A 14,581-nucleotide genomic window follows, 5' to 3' on the forward strand; every position below is an offset into this window, starting at 1 on the left:
TGCAATTCGCGGAAACTCAAGCAAACAAAGCAATAGGAGGTATCCCATGAATGAAAACAGCTCTATCCAAACCATACCCAAACAAAACACTTTGCAAGACATCCTCATAAATGATGTCCGTAGGAAAATATCCGAAGCAGCCATTGATGCAGAAAATGTATCTAAAGAAAAATATGCGGCAAAAGCAAAAATGATTGAAGCCGCCACTGATATGTCCACAAAAGAAAAACTGGATGCAATGGACAAAAACTATGATCGTAGAAATCAAGAGCGTTGGCAGAATGTACTCTACTTCGCTGTAGTATCTCTTAGCGCAGTCGGGCTTACTGTCGGAAGTCCTGTAGCTGTAAAGAATATCCGCAAGCACCTTACAGCTGCATAACCTAAGATAAAAACGGCCTCACCACTGGATAATTGACTCCGGTAGCGAGGCTGTTTTTAGTTTGTTTTACTCATTAAGGCAATGTAAAACTTTTTCTGTAAATATGCTATCAAAGGATCTTTGGGATACTCCCGAATCTTATTTACAGACTTTTCTTCTCCGTCTTTCCTTATCAATCCTGAGATTAAAAATTTCAAAGTCTTTCCATGCACTATTTACTTATAGACATTAATATATATTCAACCTTATCCAAAAGATAATCAGAAGGTTCTTCTCCCTTTTCTTTCATTGATAACATTGTAATTAAATCATTATCATTCAAACTGATAATTAATTTCCCACTTTCACGCAAACAGCCTAATGCTGCCTTTTTAGCATTTTGATCAAACCCTTTCCGAGATATAATAAACGCAACATTCTGTAATGCTACAGGAAATAAATACTTTTCTGTATTATAAATCAAATTTTGCGAAATATAATCAGAATAATTTTTGTATTCGAACACCACAAATTTTGTATGATAAAAGGACATAAGGAATTTCCAAAATGCCGTCGTTCCTTTTAGTGAACATAATAAATCTATTTGAAACATCTCATCATTTGTTCTGTGTTGTTCCAATACTCTATAAAATTCTGTTTCAAAAAGAATTTTTACTATTTCTGTGCAAATATGCTCAAATTTTTTATCCGCTTTTCCTAATTTCCCCGGCTTACAACTTTCTAGTATCTCCATATATTTTTTTACCAAGGAGGTCTCTTTCTCGTCTGAAACAATTTCTTTCTGCTCAATTTCTACATTTATTGGTCTCTTTGGATTCAATGCCAGAGATGAATATGGAAGGCAACCTGTTAATAAACTTATAAGTTTCTTATTTTCCTCACACAAATATATCAAATTGTTTATATCCCATACTACTATATGGTATCGTTTATAAATTTCATTTTTGGAATCTTCATCAATTCCACATAGCAAAACAATAATAAAAGAATATTTCTTATCAGGATTTTTCTGTGTCAGAGAGTCCTTATATAACAAAATTTGTTTTATTGCATTGTCAAAATTAAATTTAGAATTGTATAAACTCCGATAAGAGTTAACTTCCATCACTACTGTTTTATTATCCTTTTGCGCTACAATATCTGCTCGCAAATTTTTATCGTCTAATATTTTTTTCTCCTTTTTTATATCTTGATATCCATGTTTTTTTAATAGTGGGATCAAAAATATTTCAACCAGTTGTCGTTCATTAGGATAAATATCATATCCATCATTTATAGCTTCGCGAATAGAATATACGAACAAGCATGCTGCATCACCAAACCAACCTTCTAATGATTCTGTGTTTTGTAATACCCCTAAAAATTTTACATGGCTATCAAGTAAAAAACCAAAACACTCTCCACGCTTTACAAATTGTGCCTCATCACAAATAATTAAATCGAATTGTTGTAATCTGGATTGGTTTCGCATTACATCCTGATACGTCGTAACCAATAATTTTTCTGTTGTCATTTCGCATACATTTGATGCAACATCTAAATTACAATTTTCTCGCAAAAACACAGTTCTAATCTGGTCGCAAATAATGCGCCCTGATGTTAAAATAGCCACTGAAAGATTATCCCCATATTCTTGCTGTAACGCCTGGACTGACGACACAATTATAGTAGTTTTTCCAAGCCCTGGCGATAAACATATTTTAGCTTTGGTCACACTTGAACGAAAAAACTTACATACTTTATTTACTGCATCTTTCTGATAAGATCTCAAATATTCCAATTGTAAGGTAACTCCTCTTCTAGTACCAGGACATACTTGTCGTGGGCACCCATTTATAACATATTAATTGACAGCTTAGTAATATCTAGTACATTCTCAAAAATAAACTCTCGAGTATTCGTTGAAACACCCTATTCCCCCTGGTATTCTTCGAACAAATCCATGTCTAATGTCTTGACTGAAAAAGTCTTCTTTGTACTTACTCCAAAATCATGCTCTATCATGTTATATGCAAGTTTTTCGCCATCCATCAAAATAATATGCTGCCCCTTAGCATATTCAATTGCCTGTTTCGTAAATTTAGACGTTGTAACAAATAAACCTTTTCCTCCTTTTCCGGCAATAGCTCCAACAAATGCCTGCACTTCTGGTCGCCCTACAGAATGATCAAGCCCCCAATGCTTGATCTGCACATAAATCAAACCAAATCCCAATTTATCTTCCATGATAATACCATCAATACCTTCATCATTGGTTCTTGGTGTTGTGCTATATGCATTTTCAAATGTCCCATATCCCATTTTTGCCATAAGATCAAGTACCATTTTTTCAAATACAGTCGGAGATAATTTCATGACTTCAGTTAAAACATCATCCGCCAAACTTTGATTAATTTTTTTGAAAGCAGCTTCAAAAACATCATCCGGGGTATCTGTTTCCTGCACTTCCGTATCTTTTTGATCGCTTTGTTTATTTTCTTCCGTTTTTCCTATAAATTCTCTAAAAGAATCATAGCGAAGCAAATACTTCAAATCAATTACATCTGGAGCATCACGCACAACCTTCATCCCTTCCTCTGTAATCCGAAACACAGCTCTAGCAGGACTATCAATCAAGCCTGCCTTTTTCAAATATGTTCTTGCCCATCCGATGCGATTTGATAAATAAGTCTGCGTTCCACTTGGCACTAATGCGGAAACTTCTTCTTCAGTCAACTGAAAATAATTTATTATGTATACTTTTAGCTCTTTCATTGTATGCGTTTGTCCATCTGAAAGACATTCCAAAATTGGTTTATGCATTTTATAATATTGCGGTACTGTCATATTTTTTCTCCTCTATATTCCATAATCATAATGTAAATAAGTCCTAATTTATTCACCCACTAAAATGTTTGATACCACTCATCAATTTGCATTAATTATACTATTTTAACAGAACATTTACTACACTATTTCTACAAAAAGGCACATTTTGACACTCTCAGGCAAGAAGATAAACCACAAATCTTTACAAAACAAAGCTCTAAAAGTTCAAATAATACATTCCCCCACATACACTAAGCATCGTCCCCGATTCCGCACCCTCTTCCCCCCCACATCCCCACTAGCCTTTTCCCCCGTTATGCGCTATGATGATATCAGCTAAATCTTCCAGGAAAGGACTGAATACTATGAGCAAAAAAGTTGTCGTTATCGGCCTCGGCCATCTGGGCGCTCACGTCTCTCAGATGCTGGCCCTTCGGGGAATCGCCGACGAGATTGTCGGCATCGACTATAACAAGAGAAAGGAATGGGGCGAGATCCAAGACCTCTCGGATATGCTTCCCTATCTGGGCACACAGACTAAGATCCGAAGCGGTAACTATGAGGATCTTGCAGACGCAGACATCGCGGTTCTGACCGCCTGTGGAAAGATCTGCGATGAAGACCGGCTCCAGGAGCTCTCCGGATCCATCGCAGTGATCGACCAGATCCTGCCCGAGGTGCAGAAAAATCATTTCCACGGGACGATGATCGTACTAACCAATCCCTGTGACCTGATCGCATATTATGTCAACCAGAAGATCAATGCGGACGTGATCGGTACAGGAACCGCCCTCGACTCCGCAAGACTCCGGAGCCGCGTGGCCGCCGCGCTGAATCTTGCACCCTCTGATATCCAGGGATACTGTATCGGCGAACACGGCGACAGCCAGACCATCCTCTGGTCGCAGACCCGGGCAGGCGGCGTCCTTGCGGACAATCTTTTAACCCCAGAGCAGATGCGCCAGATCGAACAGGACACCATCTCCGCAGGATGTGAGATCGCCCTTCACAAGGGAAGTACAGAATTTGGGATCGGCATGGCTGCCTGCGAGATCATCCAGGCCATCTTAGGCGACGAGCACCGGATCCTTCCCTGCTCGGTGGATCCCAAAGGCGCCTACGGACAGAGCGGCCTGTTTACCAGTGTTCCCTGCATCATCTCCAGAGAAGGCGCCGTTCCGCTGAAGGAATTGGATCTGACTTCCGATGAGATGGCAAAGTTTACGGCAAGCTGCGACATGTTAAAAGACATGATCCAAAAGATGTCTTAATCCAGGGGCAGCCGATAGGTGACAAAAGTCTCCATCGGCTGTCCTCCGTTATTTTGGTAAAATTTCATAGAAGGCGTGTTCCAGTCCAGGCACAGCCATTCCATCCTGCCTCCGCCCATTCGTCTGGTTTCTTTTTTCAGTTCTTCAAACAAGGCCTTCCCATATCCTTTTCCTCTGTATTCTTCCAGCACGATCAGTGCGTCGATAAAGATACCGGAACGCCCCAGATATCCCGAAAAATTCCGGAAGAACAAGGCGCAGCCCACTTCCCGGCCTTCTGCTATGACAAACAGCGCCCGCGCTCCGTTCTCCCTTCCAAGCTCTTCTGCCAGCATCGAGGCCGTCGAGACCAGATGCTCTTCCGCCTTCTCATATTCCGACAGTCTCTTTAAAAATTCCAGCACCAGGCCGGCATCTTTTTCTTCTGCATAACGAAACGTCATTTTCTTTTCCTCCTGTTTTTGATATCTCCACATTAACAAATTTCATCTATATTGGCAATTAATTATCTGAATTCTCTTTATTATCGTTAAATATTTAATATATTTGTTATTTTTTATTCTGTTGTATTTACTATTTTGTTATGATAAAATAAGTAAAAAATATATTTTGATTATCATTTTCAAAGAAGGGAGAGATGCTAATGAAAGGTTACGCAATGTTAAAGATCGGTGAATCTGGCTGGATTGAAAAGCCAAAACCGGAATTCGGTCCTCTGGACGCCATCTGTAAACCACTGGCTGTCGCAATCTGTACCTCCGACGTCCATACCCTGTGGGAGGGAGCCATCGGCGAGCGCCACAACATGATCCTGGGACACGAGTGCTGTGCCGAGGTTGTGGAAGTTGGTTCTCTGGTCAAAGACTTTAAGCCGGGAGACCGTGTACTGGTACCGGCTATCACACCAGACTGGAACTCCCTGGAAGCACAGGCCGGATATTCCATGCACTCCGGCGGCATGCTGGCAGGCTGGAAATTCTCCAACTTTAAGGACGGCGTATTCTCCGAATATTTCCATGTCAACGACGCAGACGGAAACCTGGCGCTGCTCCCCGAAAATATTACTCCTGTGGACGCATGCATGCTTTCCGACATGGTTCCTACGGGATTTCACGGCGTAGAGCTTGCTGACGTACAGTTCGGCGACACTGTGCTGGTGATCGGAATCGGCCCGGTTGGCCTGATGGCTGTAGCCGGAGCAAACTTACGCGGAGCCTCCAGGATCATCGCAGTGGGCACCCGTCCGGCCTGCGTAGAGGCAGCGAAGGGATATGGAGCCGTAGACTTCATCAGCTATAAATATGGAACCATCGAGGACCAGGTTCTTGCTATGACCGATGGAAAAGGCGTGGATAAGGTAGTGGTAGCCGGAGGCGGCTGCGAGACCTTTGAATCCGCTGTCAAAGCGCTGAAGCCCGGCGGCAAGATCGGCAATGTCAACTACCTGGGAAGCGGAACCTACGTCAACATCCCGCGGGCAGAATGGGGCGTTGGCATGGGCCACAAACAGATCAGCGGCGGCCTGATGCCCGGCGGACGTCTGCGCATGGAAAAGCTTGGTTCCCTGGTATCCGCAGGCAGGTTAGACGTTCATCCTCTGGTGTCCCACGTGTTTAACGGCTGGGATCACCTGGAAGAAGCTTTATTTATGATGAGAGACAAACCAAAGGATCTGATCAAACCAGTGGTAAATCTGGAATAACAGGTAAAGAGAGGGCTCCCGATGAAAATATTGATTATCTCCGGTTTCCTGGGTGCAGGAAAAACCACTTTTATTAAAGAAATGTCCCGGAAAATGCAGCGGGATTTTGTGGTCATGGAAAATGAATACGGTGAGACCAACATGGACAGCGCCTTCCTGAAAGGGCAGGAAAACTTAAATATCTGGGAATTGACAGAAGGTTGTATCTGCTGTTCCACAAAGTCGGACTTCGCCTCTTCCATCCTGACCATAGCTAACACCCTGGACCCGGAATATCTGATCGTGGAGCCCACCGGCGTAGGCGTTCTTAGCAACGTCATCCGCAATATTCAGCAGATTGAATATGAACGGATCACATTATTGAGTCCGATCACTATTGTGGATGCAGACTGCTTCCACCGCTGCATGAACGACTACCCGGATATCTATATGGACCAGCTGCGGTCCGCAGGCACCATCGTCATCTCGAAACGCAGCTTTATTTCCAGGGAAGAAGAAAACCAGTTTGTAAGCCAGCTGAAAGATCTGGCTCCCGGCGTGAAAGTTCAGGCAGAGCATTATTCACATCAGGACATATCCTGGTGGAAGGGCCTCCTGGAAAGGGATCTGAAAGGAAATGTACTGGAAGCCGCAGATCAGACCGCGCCGGATCTGGAAACCTTCGCACTAAAGGATACCTCCTTCTCCGGCGGCACAGATCTTCTGTGCTTTCTGGAGGATCTGGTCCGCGGAGAATTTGGCAGTATCTGCCGCGCAAAAGGAATCGTAAATTCCGACTGTCTTGCAGTCCGCTTTGACGTAGTCGATACCGCCTACAGCATCACAGGTTTTGACGGCGAGGACACTTCTCAAGGCGTGTTTATCGGCAGAAATATAAAAAGGAATACACTGCGGAAGCGTCTGCTCCCACAGTATATTCCCGGTTCTTCCTTACGTCTTCCCAAACGCGGCACAGACAGGCTCTCTACTGCCCGGCCAGCGAATACACCCACATAGCTTTGATCTGGCCCTGGATCTCGGCGTAGCTCCAGGTACGCGCGCTGTTTTCTTCACTAAACGGATCATTGATCCTGATCTGGCCGTTTTCATAGCCGGTCATGACAATAAAGTGACCGTTCTGGGTAAAATATCCCGGCCCCATGCTGCAGATCACCGGATGTCCGGCCGAAAGCTCTGCCGCCAACTGCTGCTCTGTCAGGAAACCACTGTAACAGGACAGCCCCCAATTGGCTCCGGCCTCCTGCATGAACGCCCAATAGGTATTGTTCTCTTCATCCACATAGCTGTTTTCTGTCCCGTAAGCCGCCACCTTGGCCGGTGTGATCGTCGGATCATGGTTAAGCCCGGCGGCCACCATGGCCATACATGTGGGCCCGCAGCCACTGACTGCCACCACGCTGGTTCCATATGGCGCATAGCCCCAGCGTTCATCCCACTGGATCAGCAGCGGGATCTGTCCTTCTACATAATCATCTCCGATATCTTCTGCATAGATCTGTCCCTGCTTTTCTCCATAGGCCTCCACATAATCCACCGTGGCCGGATTCTTGTCCAGAAGCTCTATAACGCCCTTGGGATATCCCTGAACAGTCGCCTGGATCCTCACCTGCTCCAGATGCTCCTCCGGGGTCTCCACCGAAAGCCCCGCCTCCTGCCTTGCCTGATCCCACAGTTCTTTCTGCTGTTTCGTTTGTGTGATGGCCACTGCTTCTTTTTCCTGATTCCCGCCGAGAAAATGATAGCCCAGAATTCCGATGCACAAAACCAACGCCAGTCCGATCATGGCCCAATATCGCCGCACTTGCTGTTTTCTTTTGGATGGATTCTTCTGTCCTGTCAATGTCATCTGCCGCTCACCCTTCCCTTTTCTGGCGTATTTCTATAGTATCATTGTATAACCGTGCACGTTTCAACACGTTCTTCGATGTCCAAACTCAATTTACTTCTATTTTTCTTTTTCTATTTTAGGCAAATTATTTAAACTCACATTTTCCAATGTCTGTAGCTGCTGTACCGCCAATTGTCGAAGCAATTTCATCCTCTCTTTCTGATTCTTACACTGATTTATTAAAACGGCATTATAGCTTTCTAAATTTGCCAGTACCAGTAACTGATTCAATGTTGCTAAGTCCCGCATATTCCTTTTAACAGTCGGATTTTCATCTTTCCATTGCCTAGCCGTCTTTCCAAACAAAACAACATTCAGCATATCTGCTTCATTCGCATAGGTATATGCCACCTGTGCAGGCGTCAATTCTGTTGGAATTAGATTCTCTTTAATTGCATCTGTATGTATCCTGTAATTCAATTTGGAAATCTCTCTATTCAAATTCCAATTCAAAGACAATCGACTGTTTTCATCTGTCTTCAACCGCCTATAGTCTTTCATAATATACAACTGGAACTCTGGAGAAATCCATGTCGCAAAAGACATGGCAATATCGCTATGAGCGTATGTTCCTCCATAGCGTCCTGCTTTTGAAACAATACCAATAGCATCTGTCGCTTCAATCCATTTCTTAGGTGACATTGTAAAAGCATTCGCGCCAGCCTGTTTTCTAAACCCCTCGAATTCGAGGGGTTTAAAATCTGGATTATGCAGCCTTTCCCAGAGACCTAAAAATTCTATCACATCCCGATTCCTCATCCAGTTTTGAATAACTGCTGCCGGATCATCGCTCTTATATCGGGCAATATCCGTCAAGGAAATAAATTCATTTTCAAAATCCTGCGTATAAATTCCAATATCAACTCCGGCCGCATGAATTGTATCTTTAATTATTCTCCCCATTGTACCTCCCATAAGCATACCATATCCCGTATGCGGTCAAACAGCTCTTTCCAGTAGTTACCGCCGCCCAGATTTTTCAGCCGCTCATCATCCAGCGTAAAACCTTTTATCATGTACTCTTTCAATCGTTCGGTAGCCCACCGGCGGAAATTTGTAGCAATTTTTGATTTTACTCTATACCCAAGAGAAATAATCATATCAAGATTATAATGTGTTATATTATATTTTTTCCCGTCAGCAGCAGTTGTTCGGAATTTCCGAACAACTGAATTTTCTTCCAGTTCGCCCTCTTCAAAAATGTGTTTGATATGTTCACTGATATTAGATTTACTCGTTTGATATATGATAATTTCGCTTTCAACGTTTTTAGAAATATCTCTTTTATTCTCCACCTTTTCCCCCTCCTAGTAACCTGCTTGACCTTTTATTGTTGACGCATGTTTCTATCTTTTGTAGTGTTCATTATACAACACTGCCCTTCCAGGACACAACTTAAAGAAATCTTAAATTTCCTCTTGCATTTTCCAAAAAAAGATGATATGATATAATACGTTCACGGGAAATTTCATAACAAATCATCATGCGGGTGTAGTTCAATGGTAGAACACCAGCCTTCCAAGCTGGATACGTGGGTTCGATTCCCATCACCCGCTCTTTTTATATCCAAATTTCTATTTTCAATTACATTAAGACAAGGAGGCTTACTATGAAGATCGTATTTCTGGACGCCAAGACCATCGGAGACGACATTGACCTTTCCGCATACGACACTCTGGGCGAAGTGGTAAAATATTCTTTTTCCCAGCCGGAAGAAGTACCAGAACGCGCAGCGGATGCCGATGTACTCATTGTCAATAAGATCCGGATCGACGAGGCCGCTGTCGGACGTGCCGACCATCTGAAACTGGTCTGTGTCACGGCCACCGGCACCAACAATCTGGATAAGGATTACCTGGAACGCCGGGGCATCGCCTGGCGGAACGTTGCAGACTACTCCACGCAATCCGTGGCCCAGCACACCTTTGCCATGCTGTTTTTCCTGCTGGAAAAGCTGCGCTATTATGATGACTATGTAAAAGAAGGCCGCTATATCAATGATACGGTCTTTACACATTTTGCCGAACACTTTTATGAACTGAAAGGGAAAACCTGGGGAATCATCGGTCTTGGAAATATCGGCAGAAGGGTAGCCGCCATCGCAGAAGCCTTTGGCGCAGAAGTGATCTATACTTCCCCCTCCGGGAGCGCGCCCCAGGAAGGGTATCACCAGGTAGATCTGGACACTCTCCTGGCGGAATCAGACATCATTTCCGTTCATGCACCGCTGAATCAGTATACAGAAAACCTGATCAGCAAAAATGCTTTAAAGAAAATGAAAAAAACCTGCATCTTTCTGAATCTGGGCCGGGGTCCCATCGTAAACGAACAGGATCTGGCCGATGCACTGATGCAGGGTGAAATTGCGGCAGCCGGACTGGACGTACTCTGCCAGGAGCCCATGAGCAGCGACAATCCGCTTATGGCCATAAAGGACAGCCGAAAGCTTTTTATCACACCGCACATCGGCTGGGCCAGCGTAGAATCCAGAACCCGGCTGATGGATATTATTTTTCATCAGATCAAAGAATTTTTCGCACTGCCATAAGAAGCGACCCGGCCGCCAGATACAGGTCGGCCAGGTTTGCAGTCAGCTTGGAAAAGAAGGAAGACCTGGTCCGAAAACCAATATAGTCTACCACTTTTCCGCGAAGCAGCCGGTCCAGCAGGTTCCCGGCTGCTCCTGCGGCTGCAAGGGTACTTCCTGTCTTTTCGATCCAGTGTCCCTTCCTCCATATCAGGCTGAGCCACCATGCAAAAACGGGAACCGCAGCAGCCACAGATACATTTCGCACGATTTTGGGCTGATCCTCTAAGGTCCCAAGCGCAAATCCGGGATTGTGGATCCGCCTCAGAAGAAGTTTTCCTCCGGCGATCCTACGCTCTTCCCCCGGCTCCATATAGTCTTCCACATACTGCTTCATCACTTCGTCCGCCCCCAGGAGTACGGCGAACATTCCCGGCATCCATCTGCGCATTTACATTCCCTCTTTGATCCGGACGATCTCTTCTTCCTGTCTCTCGATGGTCTCTTCCCGTTTCTCAATGGCTTCACAGAATGTGATATAGTCCGTATCACGGATCTCTCCATGCTGAAACTTCTCATATACCATCCGTCCGATATCGATCAGATCTCTTTCGTTCGCTCTTTTCAGAGACCGGATATCACTTTTGATTTTCTGGATTTCCAGCGTGTCTCCAGTCTTTTTCCCAAGTTCCTCAACTACTTCTGAAATTTTCTGCTCTACGTCCTTGAAAAAATCTGCCATCTCTTTCCTCTCCTTTTATCTTTCGCCTGGACCTTCACAGCTGCCGGAGCCGGTCCAGAGACTGGTACACATTCAGCGTCCCGTATCCCCACTCCCGGTTAGGATATTCCATAAAGTCCCGCTTCCCCGCCCCCAAAATGATCGTATTGCGGATCTGTATAGAATTAACGCCCCCGACGCCCGGCTGCTCTTTCAGCCATTCCATCAGCAGGGCCGATGCTCCTGCGGCAATGCCTGCTGCCGCACTGGAACTGGTCCGTGAGACAAACTCTCCTCCAATCCCCGCACCTGTCACCTCTGTTCCCGGCGCTGCATAATCCGGCTTAATGATTTCATTTCTAGTATACCCTCTCCCGGAATGAATATCAACTCCATTGTCCCTTCCGTTGTAATACGCCACCGTCATGGCTGCCCGGGAGCTGCCTGGTTCCGTCACTGTAGTATCCGCATCTGCCTCCAGGAAAAACACCTCGCCTGACAGAAATTCCTGCACCGGCAGCCAGATATGTACATCACCCACCGCCCGCTGCACCGACAGAAGCTCCAGCTTCCACACCCCTTCTGCCGGCTCTGTAAACCTGAGGAAGATCAGCTGGGAATCATTATTCTCCAGCAGCAGACGATACTCCAGCGTCACCTCCGTGCCATCAAAGGTAAAAAACAGATTGTATTTCTGCCCCTGCCTGAGAGAGATCGGACTGGTACGCTCTCCGGAGGGCGAGATCAGAGCCACGGTTACCACATCCGGAAGCCTGGCCCAGATCTCCGCTGAAAATCCGGCCACTCCTTCTCCCACCCGTATCTCCGCCGTCACGCTTTCCTGATTTTCTAAAAAGCGATGGTGAAAATGATGACGGTTCGCCGCCTCATTGCCGCCGCCGATGACTACCACCCGATCCATTGTATAAGCATACGTATCTAAAAGTGCGGAAAGAAGTGTCGATCCGTTATGGCCTCCGAAATTTGTCCCCATGGCAAGGCAGATCACCAGAGGCATCTGTTCCTGTTCCGCCAGCCTGTTTAAATAAGCGAGTCCCAGGATGATATCATTTTCCTGATAGCAAAGCGCATCCGGCCGGATCGCATAAAAAGCTTTCAGATAGTCCTTAGCCGGCTTCAGTTTTACCACCGCGATCTTTGACTCCGGCGCCGCACCGACGAAGCGGTGTACCGGATCGGCGCTTCCGCAGGCTACGCTGGCAAGAAATGTTCCGTGCCCTTCCAAGTCCGTGCTCGGTACCAGTTCCAGCGGATCCTCCTCCCGAAGGGCCTCATTGATCTGTTCCTCGGAAAAGGCGCTTCCGTAATCAAATCCCCGCGGCGGCGTTCCATTCCCCAGTGTCTGATCCCAGATACCTGCTATCCGGGTTCTGCCGTCCAGAGTTCGGAACACCGGATTTGTATAGTCAATGCCCGTATCTACAAATCCGATCATAATCCCCTCTCCCATGGTCATCAGCGTCGGGAAATTCTGCACCGCACTGATCCCTGCCGTATTGACCGCATCCATGTCCAGAGGCGCATAACAGTTTGGAATGGAATGATACCCATATTCATAAAAGGATAACGATCCCCTTCCTTCCGCTTTTAAATACAGCACCCGGTATCCATGATCTCCTTCCTGAAAGCAGTATTCCCCTGCCTCCAATCCTCCGATCTGATTCTCCCTGTAATTGGGAATCAGAAAATCCCAGTATTCCTGAGACATGATCTTCTCCCTGCAAGACTGATCCGCCATAAAAAAACACCTCATATATTTAAGCCGGGAAATCTTTCCCTACGCTCAAATATATGAGGCATCCTGTTCTGTCATGACTACGAAAGCCTTGGCACCTCCTGGCCCCGAAGCTGGATGATCGGGCCGCCTGTTCCTTCTATGTATTCTCTGGTGATGGTCACCTGGCCGATGCTGTCATCTTTTGGAATCTCATACATGATATCCAGCATAAATTCCTCGATGATCGCCCGGAGGGCCCTGGCACCGGTATCTTTTTTCATTGCTTTCTCGGCAATGGCTGTCAGCGCGCCGTCATCGAAGTCCAGCTTGACCTCGTCAAGCGCCAGCAGCTTCTGGTACTGCTTCAGGATCGCATTTTTTGGTTCCTTTAAAATCTTCACCAGCATATCTTCATTCATTCCATCCAGAGTGAATACGATTGGGAGCCTTCCAAGGAACTCCGGGATCATCCCGAAATTCCGCAGATCCTCTGTCGTCACCTTGGAGAGAATCGTCTTGTCATGGTTATATTTATCCTTAAGATCCGCACCGAATCCGATGGAGGACTGTTTTGTCAGCCGTTCCTTTATGATCCCTTCCAGATCCGGGAAGGCTCCTCCGCAGATAAACAGAATATTTTTCGTATTAACTGTGGTCAGCGGCACCATGGCATTTTTGCTGTTGGCGCCCACCGGCACCTCCACGTCGCTTCCCTCCAGGAGCTTTAACATGCCCTGCTGCACGGACTCGCCACTCACATCCCGCTGGCTGGTATTTTTCTTTTTGGCGATCTTATCAATCTCATCAATGAATATGATTCCCTGCTCTGCCTTCTCCACATCGTTATCAGCAGCTGCCAGAAGCTTGGAAACCACGCTCTCGATATCGTCTCCGATATATCCTGCCTCTGTGAGCGAGGTGGCATCTGTGATGGCAAGAGGCACATCCAGGATCCTTGCCAGAGTCTTGACCAGATACGTCTTTCCGGAACCGGTAGGTCCGATCATCAGCATATTGGATTTCTCGATCTCGATATCATCCATGGTATCTGTAGCGACTCTTTTATAATGATTATATACCGCCACAGACATGGCCTTCTTGGCGTATTCCTGTCCTACCACGTATTCATCCAGGCTGGCCTTGATCCTATGGGGCGCCGGGATGTTGCGGATGTCAATCAAAGGCTTTCTTTCTTCGCCCTCTTTTTTCTTTTTCACCTTCTGCTGCTTTGGGATACTCTGCTCCAGATCTGACATATTCATAAAATGCACGCCCGGCATATTCAAAAGCTGGCTGTAGTCGATCTGACCGCCCTTCATGGCGTCAAAGCTCTTCTGCATACAGTCGCCGCACACGCAGATATTATTGGGAAGATCGATCATCTTTCCGGCAATACTTTCCGGTCTGTGGCAGATAAAGCAGATCTTTTCATATTCGTCTTCTTTATGTTCTTTTGAATCTTTGCTTTCGGTGGCGGTGGTCTCTACGGTTTCAATCTCTGTGTTTTCATTTCTGTCTTGTTCCGACATCGTCCATCCCTCTTT

General features: G+C 45.8%; 14 protein-coding genes, 1 tRNA gene and 1 pseudogene. 6 read left to right on the top strand and 10 right to left on the bottom strand.

Features of this window, described 5'->3' with window-relative positions; genetic code table 11:
- Positions 1-46 precede the first annotated feature (46 nt).
- Positions 47-382 (top strand): hypothetical protein, encoded by a 336-nt coding sequence (locus BKD12_RS01615; protein ID WP_070087592.1) that lies wholly within the window; start codon positions 47-49, stop codon positions 380-382.
- Between the two features lie 211 nt (positions 383-593).
- On the opposite strand, the gene BKD12_RS01620 is transcribed toward BKD12_RS01615, so the two are convergent.
- Complete coding sequence (locus BKD12_RS01620) at positions 594-2,162, bottom strand: DEAD/DEAH box helicase family protein (protein ID WP_070087593.1); 1,569 nt, start codon at positions 2,160-2,162, stop codon at positions 594-596.
- A gap of 131 nt (positions 2,163-2,293) precedes the next feature.
- Entirely contained in the window at positions 2,294-3,208 is a 915-nt protein-coding gene (locus tag BKD12_RS01625; RefSeq protein ID WP_070087594.1) for a restriction endonuclease, read from the bottom strand.
- Between the two features lie 347 nt (positions 3,209-3,555).
- On the opposite strand from BKD12_RS01625, the gene BKD12_RS01630 reads away from it, so the two are divergent.
- Positions 3,556-4,461 carry a lactate/malate family dehydrogenase gene (locus tag BKD12_RS01630; protein ID WP_070087595.1) on the top strand — a complete coding sequence of 302 codons (906 nt, stop codon included), beginning with the start codon at positions 3,556-3,558 and terminating at the stop codon, positions 4,459-4,461.
- Here the strand turns inward: BKD12_RS01630 and BKD12_RS01635 are convergent.
- Positions 4,458-4,904 (bottom strand): GNAT family N-acetyltransferase, encoded by a 447-nt coding sequence (locus BKD12_RS01635; protein WP_083262789.1) that lies wholly within the window; start codon positions 4,902-4,904, stop codon positions 4,458-4,460. The genes BKD12_RS01630 and BKD12_RS01635 overlap by 4 nt on opposite strands.
- A 200-nt stretch (positions 4,905-5,104) precedes the next feature.
- On the opposite strand from BKD12_RS01635, the gene BKD12_RS01640 reads away from it, so the two are divergent.
- Both BKD12_RS01640 and BKD12_RS01645 read left to right on the top strand, forming a co-directional pair.
- Entirely contained in the window at positions 5,105-6,163 is a 1,059-nt protein-coding gene (locus BKD12_RS01640) for an NAD(P)-dependent alcohol dehydrogenase (RefSeq protein ID WP_070087597.1), read from the top strand.
- A gap of 21 nt (positions 6,164-6,184) precedes the next feature.
- Positions 6,185-7,159 (top strand): CobW family GTP-binding protein, encoded by a 975-nt coding sequence (locus BKD12_RS01645; RefSeq protein WP_070087598.1) that lies wholly within the window; start codon positions 6,185-6,187, stop codon positions 7,157-7,159.
- Here BKD12_RS01645 and BKD12_RS01650 read toward each other — a convergent pair.
- The 3 genes and pseudogenes from BKD12_RS01650 to BKD12_RS01660 all read right to left on the bottom strand — a co-directional run.
- On the bottom strand, positions 7,128-8,009 hold the full coding sequence (locus tag BKD12_RS01650; protein WP_070087599.1) for a C39 family peptidase: 882 nt from the start codon (positions 8,007-8,009) through the stop codon (positions 7,128-7,130). The two genes, BKD12_RS01645 and BKD12_RS01650, sit on opposite strands and share 32 nt — an antisense overlap.
- A 99-nt stretch (positions 8,010-8,108) precedes the next feature.
- Positions 8,109-8,972: a KilA-N domain-containing protein gene (locus BKD12_RS01655; RefSeq protein WP_456297514.1), complete on the bottom strand. Its 864-nt coding sequence runs from the start codon at positions 8,970-8,972 to the stop codon at positions 8,109-8,111.
- A 2-nt stretch (positions 8,973-8,974) separates the two neighbouring features.
- A pseudogene (locus BKD12_RS01660) lies at positions 8,975-9,346 on the bottom strand (virulence RhuM family protein); the annotation flags it as partial.
- Between the two features lie 190 nt (positions 9,347-9,536).
- Here BKD12_RS01660 and BKD12_RS01665 point away from each other — a divergent pair.
- Together BKD12_RS01665 and BKD12_RS01670 are read left to right on the top strand one after the other, a co-directional pair.
- Positions 9,537-9,607 (top strand) — tRNA-Gly (locus BKD12_RS01665).
- 53 nt (positions 9,608-9,660) lie between these two features.
- Entirely contained in the window at positions 9,661-10,599 is a 939-nt protein-coding gene (locus BKD12_RS01670) for a D-2-hydroxyacid dehydrogenase (RefSeq protein ID WP_070087601.1), read from the top strand.
- Here the strand turns inward: BKD12_RS01670 and BKD12_RS01675 are convergent.
- From BKD12_RS01675 to clpX, 4 genes are all read right to left on the bottom strand, one after another.
- Entirely contained in the window at positions 10,574-11,029 is a 456-nt protein-coding gene (locus BKD12_RS01675; protein WP_070087602.1) for a signal peptidase II, read from the bottom strand. The genes BKD12_RS01670 and BKD12_RS01675 overlap by 26 nt on opposite strands.
- Complete coding sequence (locus tag BKD12_RS01680) at positions 11,030-11,320, bottom strand: hypothetical protein (RefSeq protein ID WP_070087603.1); 291 nt, start codon at positions 11,318-11,320, stop codon at positions 11,030-11,032. It lies immediately after the preceding gene.
- 34 nt (positions 11,321-11,354) lie between these two features.
- A complete protein-coding gene (locus BKD12_RS01685; protein WP_070087604.1) occupies positions 11,355-13,058 on the bottom strand; it encodes a S8 family peptidase in 1,704 nt (567 codons plus the stop codon).
- Positions 13,059-13,135: 77 nt separating this feature from the next.
- Positions 13,136-14,566: an ATP-dependent Clp protease ATP-binding subunit ClpX gene (clpX, locus tag BKD12_RS16630; RefSeq protein WP_070087605.1), complete on the bottom strand. Its 1,431-nt coding sequence runs from the start codon at positions 14,564-14,566 to the stop codon at positions 13,136-13,138.
- Positions 14,567-14,581: the final 15 nt, after the last annotated feature.

This window comes from Merdimonas faecis (assembly GCF_001754075.1).
GTDB classification, from domain to species: domain Bacteria; phylum Bacillota; class Clostridia; order Lachnospirales; family Lachnospiraceae; genus Merdimonas; species Merdimonas faecis.